Raw genomic sequence first — 20791 nt, 5'->3', positions numbered from 1 at the left:
CAGTATATGCATGGCGATGCATGATCATGCAAAGGGGTGCGTGGTGTTCCCGGCCACGTGGGTCAGGCGCCGGAGGAGGTCCCTGGCCTCCCCGCGGCACAGCCGGCTCAGGCGGGCGAGCAGGCGGGCGGCCTTGACCCGGACGTGACGCGGCGCGGCCTCGTCGTGCGCCACTTCGCGGGCCACGAGCGCGGCCTGTTCCCGGTGATCGGCTCGGAGGTTCGCCATCGCCGCGGCCGCGCGGAGCCGGACCCGCGGGCCCAGCGATCGATCCGCCGCGAGGGCGCGCAGCCCGAGCGCGCCGTCGAGGCTGTCGAAGTGCCCGATCGCCTCGCACACCTGGACGCGGGCCAGCGGCTTGCCGGTGTGGCGGAGCCGCTGCAGGAACCCCAGCATCTCCCCGCACAGGTCGGGCCGGTGGCCGGCGAGCGTGCGGGCGGCGTCGGTGCGGACGAGCTGCGGCAACGTCGCGTCGGTCACGATCCCGTGCAGCGCGGGCGCTCCCAGCTCGCGACCGCGGTCGCCGAACGACATCAGGTCGCGTCCGGCGCGCCACCGCAACGTGGGACGGCACGCGTGGTCGGTGGCGAGCGCGTGCAGCGTCCGCACCCCGGCCGCGCGGTCGGCGACCGTGAACCCGGCCAGCCGGTTCGCCACGGTCCACCGGGTCGCCGCCGGCGCCTGGTCGTCGTCCCGGATCCGGCGCAGCGCGCCGAGGCCGTCCAGGTCGCGCAGGAGGACGCGGATCTCGACCCGGTCGAGGTCGCCCACCACCGGGTCGTCGAGCATGCCGCGCAGGTAGCCGGCCACCGCCTCGGCGGAGACCAGGTCCACCAGCACCTCGGACGCCTCGGCGTGGTCACGCCAGGGCCGGGACTCGTCGGCGAGCACGGCGTGCGCCTCGGCGATCCGGCGGCGCCGCCAGTCCGGGTCCAGTTCCGCGAGCTTGTCCCACGCGAGCCGGCCGAACCGCTCCTCGGTGAACTCCGCGAGCACGCCCACGGCTCGTGGCAGGTGCCGGGGTGAGAGGCCGGCGAGCGTGACCGCGGCCTCGACGCGTTCCGCGGGCAGAACCTCCGGCGCGGTGAGGAGGTCCGCCAGCGCCGACTCCGCCGCCGCGATCAGGTCCGGATCGTCCCAGGCGGTGAGGCCGGCGAACCGGTCCCCGGGTGCGACCGCCGGGTCGTCGAGAAGCGCGAGCCGGGTCTCCCGTGCCTCCCGGCCGCGGTACCGCTGCGCGAGCCGCGCCCGGAACCACACGGTGGCCGCGGGGTCCCGGGCGCGCAGGAGGTTGGCCTGCCGCAGTCCGTCCGTGCGGTCCTGGCTGAGCCCGTCCCACCAGTAGACCGCGAGCTCGTGTTCGTGCGCGGCGCGTTCCTGGTCGGCGGCCAGCCGCCGCAGGACGGTGAGCGAGCGCCCGGCCAGTGAGTCGTCCAGCTGAACCAGGTTCTTCGCGGCCTCGCACCGGTCGGTGGTGGACTGCCGCTCGTCTTCGAGGACCCGGCGGACGAAGGCGATCGCCGCCTCCTGCCGGTCCGGGGCCAGCGCCACGATCCGCATCCAGACGTCGACGCGGTCGGAGAAGCCGAGGCAGTCGTCGGCGGCCTGCGATTCGAGCTCGGCCAGCGCCTCCTCCCGCAGGCCCGGATCCAGCTCGGCGAGCAGCGCGGCGGCGATCTCGCGCCGGATGCGTTTCGTCGCGCTCCCGGCCGTCACGTCCCGCAACCCCGGCACCAGGTCGGCGCCGAGCGCGGCGAGGGCACGCAGCCGGGTCTCCCAGCGGTAGTCCGATCCACGCCGGCTCGACAGGACCACGGCGGCGGCCGCGCCGAGCCGGTCCGGCGCCGCCCTGGCCAGTGCGACCGCCGCTTCGCCGCGGGAGTCCTCGTCCGCGGTCTCGTCGAAGGCGATGCGTTCCAGCGCCGCGACCACCTCCGGATCGCCACGGTGACCGAGGTGGTCCAGAGCCTCGGCCACGCCGCACACGATCCCCGCGGTGACGGCCGGCCCGCGCAGCAACTCGCGGAACACCTCGGCGGCCTCGTCGCGCGGCGCGTGCCCCATGCCGGTGAGGCTTCGCGCCAGCCACGGGAGTTCCGCGTCCTGCACGGTGTGTGACCGCAGGAGGCCGATCACCCCGTCCAGCGCGTCGCGGTGGTACGGGCGGCCCAGCGTCACCAGGGTGGTGGCGGCGGACCTCCTGGCGTCGCCGCGCCGTGCCGGGTCCCGGAGCACCCGGATCACCGCGCGGGCCAGCGCCTCGTGGTCGTCGGTGTCGGAGACCTGGGGCACCGGGAAGTCCCGCCACGCCACCCACGTCGCGGCCTCGTCCGGACCCAGCAGGTGGAGCAACTCCGCGGCAGCGCGCTCGGCGGCCGGACCGTCGAGACGTCGCAACAGCCGCCACGCGTCGGACCGCAGGTCCGGATCCCTGCGGCGGTGCGCGATCTCGCCCAGCCGCTCGACGATCTCCCGGTGGAATTCCGGCCCGAGGCGGGCCAGCTGGGTGGCCGCCTCGCGGCGCAGGCGCGGATCGGCCGCCGTGTCCGCGAGGAGGTCGCGCAGATCGTCCACCGCGGCGGAACGGTGTGGTTCCCCGGCGGCGGCCAGCCACCCGAGCGCCGCGGTCCGCTCGTACCCGGGGGCCAGCGGGTGCCCGGCCAGGCGCTGCAGCAGCGCGGCGGCTTCCTCGCCGTACTGTGGAACGGCGTCGCCGAGGCTGCGGGCGGCCCACAACTTGTGGTTGACCGTGGCCGTGCGGTCGGCGAGAACCGCACGCAGGCGCTCCACCGCCTCCTCGGGAAAACCGAGGTTGGCCAGGCAGTCGGCGAGGAAGCGCCGTTCGAGGGGGCGCACGTCGAACTCGGCGCCGATCCTCTGGAGGAGGGTGACCGCGTGCGCGCGGTGCTGCGGTCCCAGCTCGGCCAGCGCCTCGACGGCGAAGATCCGCTCGATCCGGTCGTTCCGCCGGTCTTCGATCCGGCCGGTCAGCACCGCCACCGCCTCGTCGAAATGGGGTGCGCCCAGCGAAGCCAGAGCCCGGGCCGCGTCGGTCAGGTCGGTGTTGAGGCCGGTGTGCCGCCCGAGGGTCGCGCGGAACGCGTCCGCGCACCGCTCGTGGAACTCCACCCCGATCTCGACCAGGCCGGTCGCGGCTTCGACGAGATCGCGGTCGGGTGCCCAGGGGTCGGCCAGGACGGACTCGAGCGCGCGGACCGCGCGGGCCCGCGCCGCGGAGCCGAACGCCGACAGCACGACCGCGGCCTTCCGGCGTTCCAGCGCGCTCGCGCGCTGGTCGCCGAGCACGGAGACGAGGCCGTGCTCGGCGATCGCGCGATCGTCGCCGCCGCAGTCGGACAGCGCCTCGGCCGCCGCGAGCCGGACCTCCACGGCGATCGCTTCCTGGTCGATCACCTCACGCAGCCGGTGGCGCGCGGCGTCGCCCTCCGCGCCGCGCAGCCTCGTCGCCAGCGCGGTCGCGGCCTCCACCCGCGACGGCCACGGGAAGGCCTCGTCGTCCATCAGACCGGACAACCAGCCGCCGATACCGGGGTGGTGGGTGGCGCGGCCGGCCTGCGCCAGGATCTCGTCGCCGGGGGACTGCGTGGTGCGCGCCCAGGCGCGGACGGTCGCCAGGAAGTCGTCGACAACGCCCGCGCCGGCGGGCACGCGCCAGGCCAGCAGGTGGGCGGCGAGGAGGTGCTCGTCGGCGTTCCCGGCGTGCAGCCAGGTGATCAGGCGGTCGGCCTCGGCCGGGTGCAGGCGGGTGTAGTGCAGCAACACCGCGCGCGCGTGACGTCCGCGGAACTCCCCGCTCGCCGTGTGCAGCAGCAGGGCGAAGCCGGGGTGGGCGTGGTCGAAGTGCGCGGGCAGCAGTCTCGCCTGTGCCGTCGCGGCCAGGTGCTCGGCGAAGCTGTGGTGGAGGAACCGGAGGTCGCCGCCACGGCGGACGAGCGGGCCGGCCGCGGTCAGCGAGGAGATCAGCTCCTCCCGCGCGTCCGGGGTCCAGCCGGGGACGTGCTCCCCGGCCCAGGCGGTCGCGGCGTCCGCCAGCGAGGTGTCGGCCTCCAGCCGCACCCGGCCCAGGTGCTCCAGCAGCAGGCCGCACACCTCGTCGAACCGGCCCGGCCTGGTCGCCTGCGCCGAGCGCAGGTACTTCAGGTAGCTCTCGTAGAGCTCGTACTGGCTGTCGGGCAGCGGGCGGTCGCCGTGCTGCTCGAAGATGATCGCGGCGATGGTCGCGAGCAGCGGCACGCGGACGAGCTCGTCCAGGTGGGCCGCGCGGATCTGCCGCACGAACCGGTCGGCGTCCTCGCCGAGGTCGAACCACCTGCCCGCGAAGTCGCGCAGCGCCGTCTCGTCGAAGGGCTGGAGTTCGTAGCGGTTCGCGCCGATGCGCTGCAGCGGGGCGAGCGCCGCGCCTTCGATCGGCCTCGTGGTGAGGACGATCCGGTAGGGCGCCTCGGCGGTCGAGGCCCAGGCCGCGAGCACCGTCACCAGCCGGTCGCGCTCGACGGCGTCGGCGACCTCGTCCAGCCCGTCGACCAGCAGCAGCCACCGGCGCCCGGCGACGCGCTCACCGAGCCGGTCGGCGTCCACGGGCTTGCCGAGCAGCGCGCCGTACTCGGCGCGGACGCTCGCCGCGATCGCGTGCGGGAACGGCGTGTCGAGCCGCGCCGCGAGTTCCCGCGCGGTCACCCGCAGCGGCAGAACCGGTTCGAGCGGGCCGGCCTGACCCTCCTGGCCCGGCGACCACCAGCCGGCCAGCTCGGCCGCGAGCCGCAACGACAGGGTCGACTTGCCCTGGCCGGGCCCGCCGGTCACGACCACGTGGTCGTCGCTGGCGAGCACGTCGTGCACCGAGCGCGACGGCGGCCGGACCACGAGCCGGGACACCGGGGCCGTCGCCGGCTGCACGAGCCGGCCCCGGTCGTCCACGATGGGGGCCGGGCGCTCCGGCTCGGGCTGGTCGTCGTCCTGCCCGCTGCCGAGCTCCTGGCGCACGTACAGCGTGGCCAGCGCCGGGCGCCGCGCCCCGGGCAGCCGGTACGGCAACTCCTGCGCAGCTTGCGCCTGGGCCCTGAGCAGGGCTTGGACGTCGGCGGGCAAGGCCGCGGCGTGGCCCCAGCCGGCCGGGGCGGCCGGGTGCGGTGCGGGTTCCGCGGCGGGCGGGGACAGGTGGAAGTGCACGCCGCCGCTGATGGATCCGGCCTGGACAGCCGCGCCGTGGACGGTGCCGCTCAGGTCATTGCTGATGCGCTGCTCGTCCACGCCTCCTCCTTCGCCGCGGCGACGGCATCCTCTCACGAAGATCGCGGGCGAGAGGCGGAAACGCGCTAGTCCCCGGCCGCCGCGGCCGGGATGTCGTTCGCCGCCGCCCAGGCGCCCACATCCTGCCGCTGGACCGCCGCCGCCATCAGGTCGGGGAACTTGTCCGGCGTGCACGCGAACGCGGGAATCCCCAGCGCCGCCAGCGCGGCCGCGTTGTCGTGGTCGTAGGCGGGCGCCCCGTCGTCGCTCAGGGCGAGCAGGCACACCACCTGCACGCCGTCGGCCTTCAGGGCCTGCGCGCGCTGCAGCATCTCAGCCTCGTCACCGCCCTCGAACAGGTCGCTGATCAGCACGAGCACCGTGTCGCGCGGGGCGTCGATCCGGCTCTGGCAGTACGCCAGCGCCGCGTTGATGTCGGTGCCGCCGCCCAGCTGGACCCCGAACAGCAGCTCCACCGGGTCGGAGACCGACTCGGTCAGGTCCGCCACCGCCGTGTCGAACGCGATCACCTGGGTCCGCAGCGACCGGATGGAGGCGAGCACCGCCCCGAACACGCTCGCGTACACCACCGACGCGGCCATCGACCCGCTCTGGTCCAGGCACAGCACGATCTGCCTGGACACGCTGGGCAGCCGCCTGCCGAAACCCACCAGCCGCTCCGGCACCACGGTCCGCTGCTCGGGCTGGTAGTGCTTCAGGTTGGCCAGGATCGTGCGGTTCCAGTCGATGTCGCCGTGCCGGGGCCGGTTCGTGCGGTTGGCCCGGTGCAGCGCCCCGCCCACCGCCTGCCGCGTGGGCTGAGCCAGGCGCTTCTCCAGGTCCTCGACCACCTTCCGCACCACCGCGCGCGCCGTTTCGCGCGACCGTTCGGGAATGGCCCGGTTGAGCGAGAGCAGCGTGCCCACCAGGTGCACGTCCGGCTGCACCGACTCCAGCATCTCCGGCTCCAGCAGCAACTGGCGCAGCCCGAGCCGTTCCATCGCGTCGCGCTGCATGACCTGCACCACCGAGCTGGGGAAGTAGCCGCGGATGTCGCCCAGCCACCGCGCGACCCGCGGGGACGACCCGCCGAGCCCGCCGCGCCGGTCCTTTTCCTTGTCGTACAACGCTTCCAGCGTGGCGTCCCGCCGGGCGTCCGCACCGGACAGCGACACGCCGGTGCCGTCGGCGTCCTGTCCGCCCAGCATCATCCGCCACCGCCGCAGCCGTTCGCTCATCCCAGCAGCTCCAGGATCCGCGGCACCACCAGCGCCGCCCGCTCGTGGTCCAGGTCCTCGTCCGCCGCGCGTGCCCCGGACGCGCCCTCGCCGCGGTCGATCCGCCGCACCCGCAGCCCGATCTCCCGCCGCTCCGGCGCGCTGAACTCGGCGAATGTGCGGCGCAGCAACGGCAGCAGGTGGTCGAACACGTCCTCGCCGACCCCGGTGGCCCACCGGTCGACGATCTCCAGCAGCTCGGGCTCGTGCACCAGCAGTGCCGCCTCGCCGGACAGGAACCCCTCCAGCCACCCCGCGGCCTGCGTCGCGTCCGCGGCGACCGACAGCTGCCGGGACAGCCTGCCCCCGGCGTCGGCCACGTCCAGCAGCCCGGCGTCCAGCAGCAGCCGCACCGCGCGGCCGGCGATCAGGCCCGGCACGCCGAGCCGGTCGGCGACCGTCCGCAGCGCGCCGTACCAGACCTCCCGCAGCTCCTGCTGGTCCAGCAGCCCGATGCCGCGCTGCACGCCGTCCACGAGCTGCCGCACCTCGCGGCCGGCGTCCTCGTCGAGACCGGCGCACGCGGCGGGCAACCCGACCGCGATGCGCGTGACCACCCCGGTCAGCACCCGCTGCACCAGCTCGGTGTCCGCGCGGCGCACGTTGCCGTAGCGGCGCACGCGCGCCATCGGCTCCACCGCCGCCATCAGCCGGGTGGTGTCGTGCTGGCGCGCGGCTCGCTCGTCGAGCGCCGCGAGGACCCCCGCCAGCGCTTCCGGGAGGTCCGCGGTCAGCGTGTCCTCGACCAGGGCGCTCAGCTCGGCGATGTCGGCCTCGGCGGCACGCTGCGCCACCACAGCCGTCGCCGCGGACTCGATCGTCGTGCCGTGACCGCTCGCCTCGATCAACGCGACCGCCAGCTCCGGCCGCCACTCCAGCACCCACGACTCCCGGAACGTGCCCCGCGTCCGCGCCGTTTCCGCGGGCTCGCCCCACCGCACGCCGAGCAACAGCAGCCGGTGCAGCAGCTTGCTGCGCTCCAGGTGCGTCGGCGTGCGCAGGTCCAGGTCGAGCTGCTGCTCGGCCGCGCTCTGCTTGAGCCGCAACCGTTTCCGGGTCGCCTCCAGGTCCTTGGCCAGCGGCACCATCGGCGTCTCGGCGGGCACCCGGCCCAGGATGTCGCCGACCAGCAGCTTGCGGGCGACCAGCCGCATCGGGACGTCCGACCCTCCACACAGGACCGCCTGGCAGGCCTCCAGCACCTCGGGCAGCCCGGGGTGCGGGCGGTTGCGCAGCACGGCCAGCGCGTCGGCGAGCCGGACGCCTTCGATCACCGCGGCCGGGGACACGTCGTGCTGCTCGCGGCGCAGCAGGTGCGCCACCCGCACCAGCCAGCGGCCCACCGCCTCGTCCCGGGCAGTGGTGAACAGGTGGTGGTACCAGCCGGGGGAGGAGATTCCCGCGCCGTAGCCGCTGGCCCTGGCCAGCCGCGACGACGTCCACGGCACCCAGGTCGCGGCGACCTTCGTCGTGCGCAACCCCTTGAGCAGCCGGTTGTCCGCGGCCTGCGCGGGGAACTCCGAGGGCACCAGCACCGGCGCGTGCCAGGCGCCGCACACCACCGCGATCGTCCCGGCCCCGCCGCGGATGACCGCCCGCAGCACCTTCCGCATCGCGGCTTCGCGCCGCTGGGTGCGCAGGTCGGGCACATGCCCTTCGCGCAGCGCGCGCATGGCGTCGAGCAGCGCGTCGAACACTTCCAGCCCGTGGTAACGCAGTTCGACCGCGTCCTCCCACCAGCGTTCGGGGTCGTCGTACCCGGCGGCTTCGGCGAGCGTCGCGATCGGGTCGATCGGCGGTTCGGCGGCCGGGTCTTCGGCGTCCTCCAGCACCAGCGCGGCGTTCGCGGGCAGGTCGAGGAACCGTACCTGCCTGCCGTGCTCCAGAGCCCACCGCAGCGCCACCCACTCCGGGGAGAACACCGCCATCGGGTAGAACGCGGCCGTCGCCGGCCGGTCGGTCGCGTACACCAGCCCGGCCACCGGCGGGCGCATGCCCGCGGCCGCGGCGAGCGGGGCGACGGAGTCCAGCTCCGGCGGCCCCTCGATCAGCACGACCTCGGGGTCGAGCCGTTCCAGGGCGTCGGCGACCGCGCGGGCCGAACCGGGCCCGTGGTGCCGGATGCCGAGGACGTGAACGCTCACACCAGTTCCCGGCACGCGCGGTAGAGGTCGGACCACGGCTTGCGCTCGCGCACCACGGTCTCCAGGTACTCCTGCCACACGATCCGGTCCTGCACCGGGTCCTTGACCACCGCGCCGTGCAGGCCGGCCGCCACGTCGTCGGCCCGCACCACGCCGTCACCGAAGTGCGTGGCCAGGGCGATCCCGTTGGTCATCACCGAGATCGCCTCGGCGGTGGACAGCGTGCCCGACGGCGACTTGATCTTCGTGCGCCCGTCGGTGGTGACCCCGTCGCGCAGCTCGCGGAACACGGTCACCACGCGGCGGATCTCGTCCACGTTCTCCGCGCCGGCAGGCAGCTGCAGCGACCGGCCCAGCTGCTCGACGCGCAGGCGGACGATCTCCACTTCGGACTCCGCGTCGTCGGGCAGCGGCAGCACGACGACGTTGAAGCGGCGTTTCAGCGCGGCGGACAGGTCGTTCACGCCGCGGTCGCGGTCGTTGGCCGTGGCGATCACGTTGAACCCGGCGAGCGCCTGCACCTCGCTGTCCAGCTCCGGGATCGGCAGGGTCTTCTCGCTGAGGATCGTGATCAGCGCGTCCTGCACGTCGGACGGGATGCGGGTCAGCTCCTCGATCCGCGCGATGCCGCCGGTCTCCATCGCGCGCAGCACCGGGCTGGCGACCAGCGCCTTGGGCGAGGGCCCTTCGGCGAGCAGGCGCGCGTAGTTCCAGCCGTAGCGGATCGCCTCCTCGGCGGTGCCGGACGTGCCCTGCACCAGCTGGGTCGAGTCGCCGGAGATCGCCGCGGCCAGGTGCTCGGACAGCCACGTCTTCGCGGTGCCGGGCACGCCCAGCAGGAGCAGCGCCCGATCGGTGGCGAGCGTGGCGATCGCGACCTCGACGAGACGGCGCGAGCCGAGGTACTTCGGCGTGATCGGCGTGCCGTCCGGGGCCTCGCCGCCCAGCACGTAGGTGGCCACCGCCCACGGCGACAGCTTCCAGTTGGGTGGTTTGGGCCGGTCGTCGGCGGCCGCGAGGGCAGCCAGCTCGTCGGCGTGCTGCTGCTCGGCGTGTGCTCTGAGCACGTCGGTCATGTGAACTCCTGCCGGATGGTCGCTCGGATGGTCAGCGCGTGGGCGATGCCGCGCAGGGTGCGCGCGGTGGGTTTGTGCTCGGTGCCGAGGGCGAGCAGCCAGTTCTCGACGGCGGCCAGCGCCGCGGGGTGCAGGTGCTCGGCCATCGCGCGGGCGGCGAGCCGCAGCACGGCCTCGGCCTTGCCGGTGCGCAGCCGCCCGACGATCCCGGTGGAGAACTCCGCGGGCCACGGCCCTGGCGCGGCGGCGAGCAGCGCGCCGAACCGGGCATCGAGTTTCCGGCTGCCGCCGAGGATCTCCGCGGCGGTCGCCGGGGTGAGCGCGGCGATCAGCTCGGGGGTGGCCTGGTGGCGGGCCAGCGCGGTGAGCCACTCCTGGTCGCGCTGGCGCAGCGCGGCCTTCGTCCAGCCGAGGAGGACGTCGTGGCCGGCCTCGGGGATCCAGTCCGGATCCCAGGCGGACAGCGGGGCGGCGGCGAGGATCTGGATCAGCCGGGACGCGCCGCGGCCGAGACCAGGTTCGCGGTGGTCGGTGACACCGTCGCGGCGGGCCGCGTCGTCGGGTTCGCCGGGCAGGTCGAACGCGCCGCGGCCCTGGTGCAGCTGCTGGGCGCGCTCGGCCATGCGGCGGGCGCGGGCCGAGCCGGGCAGGTGGTCGAGCAGCGCGGTGGCGGCGGCGCGGACGGTCGCGGCGCGGTCGTCGAGGGCGCGTTCGAGCAGCGGTTCGTCGTCGCCGGACAGGCCGGTGCGCAGGGTGTCGAGGAAGGCGGCGCGGGTGGCGGCCGGCTCGTCGGCCCAGGTTTCCTCGATCAGTTCGCGCGCGCGGCCGGGTGCGGTGGCGCGCAGGTCGGTCAGCAGCGCCACCCGCTCGGCGCGGGTGCCGGTGGCGAACCGCTCCGCCACGTCGGCGGGCCGGACGGTGGCGGCCCAATTCCACGCCGGGTTGTGCCCGGCCAGCCAGGCGCCGCGCGGGCCGAGGACGTCGCGGACCAGCGGGCGCGCGGTGGCGGTGGTCGTGCCGAACCGGAGCAGCTCCGGCAGCAGCCGGTACGGCGGGCGCCGTCCGGTGTCGCGGGCGGCGGCGAGCCAGTCGCCGGTGAGCAGCTCGGTGCCGGCCTCGAGGCGGATGGCCTTGGTGAGCAGCAGTTCCAGCAGCTGGGCGGCGGCCGGGGTGCACTCGGGACGGTCGTCGGGGGCGGCGGGTTGCCGCGGGGTGCCGCGCCACACCGGTGGCGTCCAGCCCGCGCGCCGGTGCCCGGCGGCGAGGGCGGCCGCGGCCAGGACCGCGGCCTCGGGCGAGTCCGCGGTGACGCGGCCTGCGCCCGGAATCCCGGAGGCGGCGAGGTCGAAGGGGCGGCGGCCGGTGCCGACCAGCGCCGTGCCCAGCAGGTCGTCCCACGCGGTCACAGCGCCACCAGCCGGTCGCCGACCTGCACGCTCAGGGGGTGCAGGCGCTCGTCGATCCACTCGCCGAACACCGGCACCGGGTGCCCGCCGGACAGGGCGAGCAGCTGCCACACGTCGGTGCCCGGGGCCAGGGTGAGCGCGGCGCCGGCGGGGTCGACGAGCAGCGGCGGGTCGCCGGGGACGACGGTCATCCCGGCCAGCGCCAAGGGTATGCGGCGCAGCCACGGGTTCCCGGCGAGCCACCGGGCGGCCTGCCCGAGCGCGGTGCGGACGTCGGTGGCGTGCGGCAGGCCGGAGCCGGGCGTGACCTTGTGCTCGTCGCCGGCGAGCAGGGCGCGGCGGGGCGGGCCGCCGGGGTAGCGGGCCACCTCACCGTCCACAACGGACCCGAGCACGTGCGCGACCTTCAGCGCCTGCCCGGCGGCGGCGAAGTCCAGCAGCACCACGGTTTCGCCGGTGCGCTCGCCGTGCAGCCAGGTGCGCTGGGACAGCAGGCGCTCGTCCTCCTCCTGGCTCAGGCCGACGACCCACCACCGGTCGGCGACCCGGTCGCCGATCTCGTCGCGGCGGCGGGCCCAGCCCAGCACCGTGCGCAGGTCACCCATCGCGGCGTCGTCCAGCTCGGCGCGGCGCCGCCACGCGCGGACCGCGAGGTACCAGCGGCCGAGCTCGCCGAGCAGGTGCGGCGCCCAGTCGGCGCGGGCGTGGATGTCGGCGCCGGCGGCGCGGACCCGGTCGGCGAGCCCGGGCAGCTGGGCGTCGACGAGCCGGGCCGCGGCGGTCTCCCAGAACCCGGGCGGCTGGCGGCGGGCGGTCGCCAGGCCCTGCCGGACGAGGTCGTGCAGCCACAGCTCGAAGTCGTCGAGGCCGGCCGACATGAGCGACTCCCGCTCGGCCAGGCGCTTGGCCTGCGCCTCGGGATCGGGTTTGGCGGCTTCCCGGCGGGGTGCGGCGGGGGTGACCCAGTCGGCGGGCCCGGCGTCCTCGGCGACGGAGCCGTCGCCCGCGGCCCACATGAGCAGCAGCGCCAGGCCGTGCTTGCAGGGGAACTTGCGGCTCGGGCAGGTGCAGCGGAAGGACGGTTCGGTGAGGTCGACGGTCACCTGGTAGGGGGTGCGGGCGCTGCCCTGGCACTTGCCCCAGACGAGTGAGCTGGTGCTGCCGAGGTCGGACCAGGTGCGCGGGTTCGCCAGCCCACGGGCCGCCCGCGCGGACCCGGCGTCCGGGGCCAGCGCGAGCACCCGAGCCACCGTCCACCGCGATCCCACCCGGCCAGCCTATCGGCCGTGACGGAGCCGCGGCCTGCTGGTTCACCGGCCGGGGGCGCGCCCCCGGCCGGCGGCGCTCAGGCCATTTCGGGGACCCGCAGGTGCGCCAGTGCCAGCTCGAACTCGGCCACCTCCAGGATCTCCACACCGGCCTCCTCCGCGCCGCGCGAGCGGAGCGCGTCGGCGCGGTTGCGGGTGCTCGCCATGTTCGCGTGGCTGTCGTAGGTCACCGAGGACACCGCGATGCCGGCCTCGCGGTCGATCATCAGGCTGGCGCTGCAGAACCCGTCGAGGCGTTCCAGCTCGGGCAGCAGGCCCATGCGGTAGGTGTCGATGGCGCGGTCGAGCTGGTCGAAGCGGGTCCAGGTGACGCGGCAGCAAGCCCCTTCCGGCGCGGGCCGCGTGCGGTGCAGCACCGCGATCTCCCACTCGTCGACCTGGGCGCGGTTACCGCCCATCACCTCCGCCGCGTGGTCGCGCAGCGGGCGCACCCGGTCCGCGCTGTCCCGCATCGCCTCCATCGACTCCCACGACGTGGTGGCGATGCAGCGCCCGGACTCGCGGTCGACGAGCATCGACAGTCCGACACAGCCGGGCATCTCCATCAGCTCCGGCATGACCTCGTCGCGCATGTGGGCGATCCCGGCGTCGATGGTGTCCTGGTGAGCTTGCACCGTGGTGGAACGCGCGAACACGCCTTCCACCCCCTCTCCGGTCGAGGCGGCGTCCCGGCGGCGCCGCCGGTAGCCCTCCACCTTGCGCCGCGGGGCGAGCGGGCGCAACCGTGGCCGGAACCGGTCCACCACTCAGTCGACGACGTACCACTGGCCGCCGCGGTATTCGAGGACCGCGTCGCCGAGATCGCTCTCCGTGAACGGGGTGCCCGCCCGCACCGCGCCGGCCGGGATTTCGATCCGCCCGGCGGTTTCGGTGACCCGGGCCCGGTCGACCGTCGCGGTGCGCAGTGCCTGCTTCTGTGCCGTCGAGAACATCTGGAACGTGATCGGGAAGGTCTGCTCGCACGGCCCGAAACCCTGGTCCTCGGCCTGCTTCGCGGCCGGGCCGGCGATCTCGCAGGCCACCGCGAGGTCCTCACGGCCCACGGCGTGCAGGAACTCCTCGTAACGCCGGATGCCGTCGGACGCCGACGGGGCCGACGACGTCGGCGGTGCCGAGGACCCTGACGGTGGCGGGCCGTCCTGCTTGCGGTACAGCGTGGCCGATGCCGTCACGCCGCCGCCGGAGTAGGTCATCTTCAGCGACTCGCCGTCCCGGTGGAGCGTCACCGTGCCGTCGGTGACGCAGTTGCCCGCGTCCTTGTCCAGGATCGTCTCGCGCAGCTGCAGCCACTCCGTGGTCGCGTCGACCAGCCGGAGGATGCCGCGGCAGGCCAGGTCCGGATCGGGGCCGGTCCAGGTCGTGCGGTATTCGACCGGGTTGCTGTCGCCGCCGAGGACCACCCGCATGTGGTAGGGCCCGGTCGCCGGGGACTGCTCGACCGGGTCGCGGGTCTCCCAGGTCCCGGCGAACCCGTCCGGCAGCCGTGCGGGCATGGCGCAGCGGCGGTCGGTGAACACGTCGGCGAGTTGCCGTCCCGGGTAGGGGCCTGCCGGGCCGGAGAAGCCGGGCACGAGCGACTGCGCGCCCCACGCGCCGCGGTAGCCGTACCACGGCTCGCCGTCGAGCGCGCGCGGTTGCGTGTGCCACAGGTCTCCCTGCGAGGTCCAGTCGAAGGTGGCGCCGGAGACGTGCCAGCCCTTCGACGGGTACGACGCGTGCGACCCCTTGGCCGAGTACACGACCGGGTGACCGTCGTCGTGGTCCAGGTCCGTCCACGGCACCGAACACGGCTCGGCGCCGTGGCCGAAGAAGGTCACCGCGACCGGCTCGCCGTTCCGCAGCTGGACGGCGACCCGCTCCCAGTCGCCCTCGTGCGTGTTGCCCACCGGGGTGCCGGCAGGGCGGAGTTCGTTGCGGCCGTAGAAGAACCAGTACACGTACGCGGAGCGCTCGTCGTCGGCGCGGTGGTGCTCCCAGTACATCGGCGGGGGAGCGTCGTCGGGCTGGACGTCGTCGTGCGCGTCCAGGTAGAACCCGCCGTCGGAGTCCGGGGTGACCTCCTCACCCGAGTGGCGGGCGCACGGGAACAGCGGCTTGTCCGGGGACGGCACAGCCGGATCGGCGTCCTTCTGGTGCTTGTAGACGGTGCCGCGGAGCGCGCCGGGCTCGACCGGGTCGGCCACCGGTTCGCCGTCGGCGCAGTCGTCGTGCTCGTACCGCAGCACCGACTGCCGGATGTAGGCGGTCGCGTCCATCGGGGTGAACCGCTCGTCGCCGGCGAGCCACACCCGCGGCGCGAACTGCAGTGCGGTGGGCTCGTCCGCACGCGCCGGAGTGGGCGCGGTCTGCTCCTTCGGCCCAGGATCGTGGTCCTGGCAGGCCGTCAGCAACGTCATGGCCAGCAGAGCCACCCCCAGCAACGCGCGCATTTGGAGGACTGTACGCAACGGACGCCGCCCGCGTGGCCGTTTTCCCGGATCCGCCGCCGGTGATCGTTTTTCCGGTTCCGCCGGAACCGGGTGGAGAGCTGTCGCATCCAACCGGTGCACTTCGACGAGGAGGTCATCGTGGCTGAACTGCCCGATCGGAAATCGCAGGCGGGAACCGGTTTCGACGTGGTGCCCGGCTCGCTGGCGCTGGCCGCGACCGGGTTCGGTGTGGCGTCCGACGCCTGGCGGGACGCACGCGAACTGTTGCTGGGCTGCGACCTGCGCCTGGACGACCTCGGCGCGCTCGCCCGGCGCAGTCCGTCCATCGTGGACGGGGTGCGGTCCTATCAGGACGCCGTGGCCCAGGTGCGGCTCGCCCTGGCACACGGCGCGACGGTGCTGGCCGAGTCCGAGCTGACGCTCAAGCAGATCGCGGGCGTCTACGCCCGCGTCGACGAGGAGTACGCCGAGGCGTTCGGCTACCGGAAGGGATCACATGGCTGACCGGAACCTGCCGCTGGCGTTCGACGTGGTGATCCTGTGCGCGGAGAGCACGGGTTACGACGACCTGGCCGACCTGTTGCGGACCGCGCCGGACTGGGAACCGCGGACCGCCGCGCTCGACGCGCTGGCGCACCTGTGGGGGACCGAGCTCGGCAGGCGGTTCGCCGGCTGCAAGAGCCGGCTGGAGACCGTGAAGAGCGAGGTCAAGCACGTGTGGGCCGGCGACGCCGCGGACGCGTTCGTCCGGCACGTCGACGACACCCTGGCCCGGCACGCGGAGTACCAGGCCGCGGCCGGGCAGGTCGCCGTCGCGCTCGGCGAGGTGAACAAAGCGATGGCCACCTGCGCCGCGGACTGCCACGGCGCCGTCAACGACGCCGCGGCCGCCATTCTGAACGCCGGCCTGCTCGGCGTCGCCGGGTTCGCTTCGGGCACCGCACCGGTGTCGGTGACCGGAGCGGTCTTCACGATCATGGCCACCCTGTCCGGCAAGGTGGCGCAGATCCAGGCGATCGTCGAGCGCGACGCCGGCGCCGCTCTGGCCAAGCTCCGGGAGGCGTGCAACACCCTGGCGCAGCTCACCCTGCCCGCGGCGATGGCCGAATCGCTGAAGGAACCCGCCCACTGGTTGCCGAAGCCCTACGGCAGCACCGTCCTCGCCGACGTGCCGCCCGGGTTCGCGGCGCACCTCGCGCAGGTCAGCGCGGACCACTTCGGCAAGGACGTGAGCGCCGCGGCGCTGCAGCGGTTCGAGCAGACCTTCGACCACGGCTTCGACGGTCTCGACGAGGACGAGTATGTGGCCGCCGCCGAGGCGATCAGCGGGTACGCCGACGACGTCGACCTCGGCGCGGCTGAACCGGAACCGGACGGGCAGGTGACGGTGGTCGGGCCGCCGCCGTTGGACATGCCGCCCGCCGCGCCGAAGGCCGGTGCGCAGTGACGCCGGAACTCCCGCCGCCGCTGGCCGAACTCGGCAGGCGGCTCGACCACCACCGCGCCACCGCCGCGCACGGGAACGTGGCGGCCGAAGTGGACGGACACGGCAACCTGACCGGCCTGCGACTGGCCGCGGGCACCCTGCGGCGTGTGCACCCGGACGTCCTGGGCCGCGAGATCGTGTCCGCGGTCGCGGCCGCCCGCGCCGCTGCCGCCGAGCACCGGCGGCAGGCGATGTCCGCCGTGCTGCCGGGGATCGCGACGTGACCGGGTTCGACGACCTGGCCCGGGAATCCGACGAGCGCCTGCGGGCGATCGCACGCGCGGCGGAGGAACGCGCCAGGGCCACGGTCAGCGAGGCGATCGACGGTGGGTTCGGCGACGTGCTGGTCAGCGGAACCGGTGTCCTGGTCGACGTGCGGCTGGACGCGGCGCGCCTGCGGACGGTGCCGGAAGCACGGTTGGCGGAGGCGGTGGTGAGCGCGATCCGCCGGGCAGGTCAGGGGGCGCCGCCGTCCGCGGTGCGCCGCCCCCGTCCGCCGGCGGGCGACGAGCCGGAGGAGTTGTTCACCGGTCTGGCGGACGAGCACCGGCGCCGGGCGGCACGGGAGCGGGTGACGTGCTGCCCGCACTGCGGCGGAACGTTGCCCGCTCAGCCGTGAGGCTGCGCTTCGAGGTGCTGCTTCAGCAGGCCGAGCGTGGCGGGCACTTCCTTGCGCGCGTTGCGGCGCGCCAGGGGAGCGATGAACCTGCCCACGCCGTGCCCCTCGAAGGCGATGCCGTACTCGACGTGGGTGCCCTGGCCCTGCGGGGTGAACGTGACGTCCACGTTCGCCCGGACCGGCCCGTCCACGCCGCGGACCCCGTAGCGCCGGCCCGGGTCGTAGGCCGTCACCTCCCACGCGATGGTCCGGTCGGCGCCCATGACGTGACGTACCTCGTGCCCGCGGGTCCCGACGGTGACCGGGGCCGGGCCGTCGAAGGCGGCGGTGCGGACGTCGGGCTGCCAGTCGGGCAGGTGGGTGGCGTCGGTGAGGAAGCCGAACACCTCCTGCGGGCTGCGCGCGATGTCCACTGCGGCGGTGGTCTTCCCGGACATGACGCGACTCCTCTCGTGGTGCGTCGAGGGTAGGCCGGTCGGACGGTGCCCGGAAGGAGTTCGGCGCGGCAACCTCGTCCGCGCTCGACCGTCCTGTCAAGGAGTGCCCGGACGCGAGGGGGTTCTGTTGCGGGATGCCGGCGGTTGGCTGCGGGAGTTCCAGGAGGCCGCGCGGGCCAGGCAGGATCGGGGTGATCCGGACTGGGCGCGCGGCGCCCGGCTCGATTGCGCCGTGGTGCGCAGCCTGCAGCGGTTCCAGGTCGGCGAATCCGGCGACGGCGTGCGGCTCAACCGCGCCGCGGAGCGGACCGGCGATCCCGCCTACGCCGCGGCGGTGCGGTTGTTCGTCGCCGAGGAGCAGAACCACGCGCGGCTGCTCGCCCGCCTGCTCGAGGCCGCCGGGGCGCCGACGATCACGCGTCACTGGACCGACACGGTGTTCGTCTCACTCCGGCGCGGGCTGGGGCTGCGGCTGGAGCTGGCGGTCCTGCTGATCGCCGAGACCGTCGCGCTCAGCTACTACCGCATCCTGCGCGACGGTTCCGGCGACGCCCTGACCCGGGAGGTGGCGGCCCGCATCCTCGATGACGAGCAGCGGCACGTGCCCTTCCACCGGGACCGCCTGCGCGGGTCGATGCCGCGCCCGGTGTGGTGGCTGGTGCGGACCGCGTGGCAGCTGCTGCACACCACCACCGCGATGGTGGTCGCGTGGGACCACGGGGCCGCGTTGCGTGTGCTCGGTGTCGGTCGGCGGGAGTTCGTGGCCGAACAGGTCCGCCTGTTCAGCCGGTTCCTGACCACGCTGCGAGCGGAGCACGCCGGGGTTTGAGGCCGCGTGGTGCGGGGTCAGCGGTCGCGTCCCGCCAGGTAGGCGAGGTGGTGCGAGGTCGCGATGGCGACCGGTTTGCTCCTGCGGCCCAGCCCGTTCCCGCGGCCGTCTGCGGCCGCGGCCACTTCCCGGTCGCCCCAGGAGAACCGCGGTCCCGCGAAGTGCTCGCTCGTCACCAGACGGCGGCAGGTCCGGCGCAGGGTGTACGCCAGGCTGCTGTCCGCACCGGAGTGTTCGTCCTCGGTCAGGCGTTGCCGGCTGTAGACCCACCCCGCCGGACAGGAGTACTTCACGGCCACGTGCTTGCTCCTGAACCCCGGGCCGGCGATGGGGTGCACGACGCCGTAATCACCGAACCGGAGATCGCCCGCCCCCGCGGCCACGACCTCGTTCCACAGTTGTTCCTCGTAGCGCGGCTGCTGCCACAGATCCGTGCGATTCAGCGTGCGCGGGATGGAGCCGCTCAGCAGGACGGTCGACCGGACCGGCCCGACCACCCGAACGAGGTCCAGAACCGCCCGCACCTGCTCGACACGCTGGGGCGCCACCTGATCGACGTACCGGAGGTCGACGATGACGTCGACCAGGCCGACGTCGATCCGCAGCCGATCGACGAGCCGCGCCACCGAGGACCGGTCGCGCAGGGGCACGTGAATCCGCACGGCCGCGCCGATGCCGATTTCGTCCGCCAGCCTGCCCAGATTGGTCACCGCCTCGTCCGGAGTGTCGTCGCGGACGACGGGGATGAAGGGGACGGGGTAGTCGCCGTCGAGCAGGTCGACGGGATCGGACAGGCGGTTGGCGAGCTCGCCGAGTGGGCCTGCCAGTCCGAACCTGCTCGGTTCGCGGATCTCGGCGGCATCGACCATGAGGTGACGGCCGAACCGGTGGAGGGCCCGCGCGACCGCTTCGATCCGGGACAGCTGGGCCGCCGGGGATGACGTGAACGCGTCGAAGTCGATCAGCGGTTGAACGTGGGTGAGCTGCCGGGCGCCCTCGATCCTGCGCAGGGCTTCGAACTCGCCCTCCTTGGCACGCAGAGCGACCAGCACCGTGAAGTCGTCGAGCCGTTCCGCTGCCATCACCCCCGGTTGTCGAGGCGACACCAAGAGTCATGGTAGGGACTGGGAAACGGCCGTGGATCCGCCGAACGCGCGACCTCAGGCGTGCGCCACGGGAGGCCCGCGCCCAGTGCCAGCGCCGCCGCCTCGCCGCGGGAGCTCACTTCCAGCTTCTGCAGCACCCCGGTGACGTGGAACTTCACCGTGCTCTCGGTGACGCCCAGCTCCGCCGCGATCGCCTTGTTGCGCTTGCCCTGCGCGAGCAGCGCCAGCACCTCCCGCTCACGGCGGTTGAGGTTCGTCAGCCGCGTTTCGCCGGAGGGCTGCGGCGCGTCCAGCGGCAGCGAGATCGTCACCCGGCTGCCCCAGCCCGGCGCGGCGTCGATGTCCAGCGCGGCGCCCAGGGTGCGCGCCCGGCCCTGCAGGCCCCGGCGCAGCGCGTCCACGTCCAGCTCCCCGGACCCCTGGTCCCGCACGTCGACCACCAGGCTCGCGCCGTCGCTCGACCACGCGATCCGCAGGCGCGCCAGGCCCTGCTGGGCGGTGAACGCCAGTACGGCGGTCCGCGTCATCGCCCGTGCGGCATGGGCGATCTCGCCGGGCACGGAACCGCCCGACGGTGCGACGAACTCGATCGGCGCCTCGTGATGCCGCAGCATCTGCCGGATGTCCTCGCGCAGCCGGGCGAACGCCTCCGGCGCCGCCTCCTCGGACAGCGCCTGGTCCGACTTCCGCGCCGACCGCAGCGCCAGCAACGCCGCCGACGCCGAGTCCGCCGCCGACAGCCGCGCCCGGCGGTCATCCAGGCCGGCGGACCGCAGCGGGGTCAGGATCGCCACCAGCGCCGCCTCGTGCGCGGCCGCCAGCTCGGCGATCGTCCGCTCCCGCTCACTCGACGCGGCCCGCGACTCGGCGAGGTAGTCGGGGCTGGCCTGGGCGACCTGCTGGCTGATCGAGGTCACCACCAGGCCGAAGATCGCGGCCAGCAGCTCCGGCTCCGGCAGCCGCCGCCGCGCCGCACGGGGGACCAGCACCAGCAGCGTGCCGGCCGGATCGAGCACCACCCACACGGTCCGCTCCGCGCCCGCGATCGACGCGGTCGTGCTGACCGGACGGCCGGGCTCGACCGCGGCCTTCAGCTCCTCCAGCTCGCCGATCGTGACCTTGTTGATCATCTCGGTGGCGCCGGCGACCTTGCGTGGCCGCCCGGTGCACTCCCGGGTGAACACGACCAGCGCGGTGTGCGGCCACCGCTCGCCGAGGAACCGCGAGAGGCGGCGGGCGATCTCGTGCAGCGGCCCGTCCACGACCTCTCGCAGAGCCACCAGGTCGGTCACCGGATCCATGCGGCCACTCTAACCGGAGGTCGAGGTTTTACTGGTCCGACGACCAGGTCGCGGAAACGCCACTCGGGGCTACCGTCGCCAACGGTATGCGTCACCGCGCATG

General features: G+C 74.5%; 16 protein-coding genes. 5 read left to right on the top strand and 11 right to left on the bottom strand.

Going from position 1 to position 20791, the window contains the following annotated elements:
* Nucleotides 1-24 precede the first annotated feature (24 nt).
* The 8 genes from AMYTH_RS0109050 to AMYTH_RS46970 form a co-directional block, all read right to left on the bottom strand.
* Nucleotides 25-5271 carry an NACHT domain-containing protein gene (locus tag AMYTH_RS0109050; protein WP_027930043.1) on the bottom strand — a complete coding sequence of 1749 codons (5247 nt, stop codon included), beginning with the start codon at nt 5269-5271 and terminating at the stop codon, nt 25-27.
* Between the two features lie 65 nt (nt 5272-5336).
* On the bottom strand, nt 5337-6488 hold the full coding sequence (locus tag AMYTH_RS44360) for a VWA domain-containing protein (protein WP_037322436.1): 1152 nt from the start codon (nt 6486-6488) through the stop codon (nt 5337-5339).
* Nucleotides 6485-8671, bottom strand: coding sequence for a DUF5682 family protein (locus AMYTH_RS0109040; RefSeq protein WP_027930042.1), 2187 nt, complete (start codon nt 8669-8671; stop codon nt 6485-6487). Before AMYTH_RS0109040 ends, AMYTH_RS44360 begins: the two co-directional genes overlap by 4 nt.
* Nucleotides 8668-9747, bottom strand: coding sequence for an ATP-binding protein (locus AMYTH_RS0109035; protein WP_027930041.1), 1080 nt, complete (start codon nt 9745-9747; stop codon nt 8668-8670). Before AMYTH_RS0109035 ends, AMYTH_RS0109040 begins: the two co-directional genes overlap by 4 nt.
* Nucleotides 9744-11153, bottom strand: a complete 1410-nt coding sequence (locus AMYTH_RS44355; protein ID WP_037322434.1) for a DUF5691 domain-containing protein — start codon at nt 11151-11153, stop codon at nt 9744-9746. The genes AMYTH_RS0109035 and AMYTH_RS44355 overlap by 4 nt, the downstream gene beginning before the upstream one ends.
* A complete protein-coding gene (locus AMYTH_RS0109025) occupies nt 11150-12421 on the bottom strand; it encodes an SWIM zinc finger family protein (protein WP_228684659.1) in 1272 nt (423 codons plus the stop codon). Before AMYTH_RS0109025 ends, AMYTH_RS44355 begins: the two co-directional genes overlap by 4 nt.
* Nucleotides 12422-12498: 77 nt before the next feature.
* Nucleotides 12499-13227 carry a hypothetical protein gene (locus AMYTH_RS0109020; RefSeq protein ID WP_228684657.1) on the bottom strand — a complete coding sequence of 243 codons (729 nt, stop codon included), beginning with the start codon at nt 13225-13227 and terminating at the stop codon, nt 12499-12501.
* Nucleotides 13228-14910: a Vps62-related protein gene (locus AMYTH_RS46970; RefSeq protein WP_051362600.1), complete on the bottom strand. Its 1683-nt coding sequence runs from the start codon at nt 14908-14910 to the stop codon at nt 13228-13230.
* Nucleotides 14911-15024: 114 nt separating this feature from the next.
* Between AMYTH_RS46970 and AMYTH_RS0109005 the strand changes: the two genes are divergently transcribed.
* The 4 genes from AMYTH_RS0109005 to AMYTH_RS44335 are packed head-to-tail and all read left to right on the top strand — an operon-like array spanning nt 15025 to nt 17015.
* Nucleotides 15025-15414 (top strand): RidA family protein, encoded by a 390-nt coding sequence (locus tag AMYTH_RS0109005; RefSeq protein ID WP_027930038.1) that lies wholly within the window; start codon nt 15025-15027, stop codon nt 15412-15414.
* On the top strand, nt 15407-16357 hold the full coding sequence (locus AMYTH_RS0109000) for a hypothetical protein (RefSeq protein WP_027930037.1): 951 nt from the start codon (nt 15407-15409) through the stop codon (nt 16355-16357). The genes AMYTH_RS0109005 and AMYTH_RS0109000 overlap by 8 nt, the downstream gene beginning before the upstream one ends.
* Complete coding sequence (locus AMYTH_RS44340; RefSeq protein WP_051362599.1) at nt 16354-16620, top strand: YbaB/EbfC family nucleoid-associated protein; 267 nt, start codon at nt 16354-16356, stop codon at nt 16618-16620. The genes AMYTH_RS0109000 and AMYTH_RS44340 overlap by 4 nt, the downstream gene beginning before the upstream one ends.
* Entirely contained in the window at nt 16617-17015 is a 399-nt protein-coding gene (locus AMYTH_RS44335) for a hypothetical protein (protein ID WP_037322432.1), read from the top strand. The genes AMYTH_RS44340 and AMYTH_RS44335 overlap by 4 nt, the downstream gene beginning before the upstream one ends.
* On the opposite strand, the gene AMYTH_RS0108985 is transcribed toward AMYTH_RS44335, so the two are convergent.
* Nucleotides 17006-17452, bottom strand: a complete 447-nt coding sequence (locus AMYTH_RS0108985) for an SRPBCC family protein (RefSeq protein WP_027930036.1) — start codon at nt 17450-17452, stop codon at nt 17006-17008. The genes AMYTH_RS44335 and AMYTH_RS0108985 overlap by 10 nt on opposite strands.
* Before the next feature lie 103 nt (nt 17453-17555).
* Between AMYTH_RS0108985 and AMYTH_RS0108980 the strand changes: the two genes are divergently transcribed.
* The gene (locus AMYTH_RS0108980) at nt 17556-18281 is read left to right on the top strand and encodes a ferritin-like domain-containing protein (RefSeq protein ID WP_228684655.1); all 726 of its coding nucleotides are present in this window, start codon (nt 17556-17558) and stop codon (nt 18279-18281) included.
* A gap of 17 nt (nt 18282-18298) precedes the next feature.
* On the opposite strand, the gene AMYTH_RS0108975 is transcribed toward AMYTH_RS0108980, so the two are convergent.
* The gene (locus AMYTH_RS0108975; RefSeq protein ID WP_027930034.1) at nt 18299-19363 is read right to left on the bottom strand and encodes a beta family protein; all 1065 of its coding nucleotides are present in this window, start codon (nt 19361-19363) and stop codon (nt 18299-18301) included.
* Nucleotides 19363-20688, bottom strand: coding sequence for a response regulator transcription factor (locus tag AMYTH_RS44330; protein WP_228684653.1), 1326 nt, complete (start codon nt 20686-20688; stop codon nt 19363-19365). Before AMYTH_RS44330 ends, AMYTH_RS0108975 begins: the two co-directional genes overlap by 1 nt.
* Nucleotides 20689-20791 lie beyond the last annotated feature (103 nt).

This window comes from Amycolatopsis thermoflava N1165, assembly GCF_000473265.1.
Taxonomy (GTDB): Bacteria; Actinomycetota; Actinomycetes; order Mycobacteriales; family Pseudonocardiaceae; genus Amycolatopsis_E; species Amycolatopsis_E thermoflava.
Note: the sequence above shows the minus strand (reverse complement) of the source record. Positions and strands in the feature narration are given on the sequence as shown.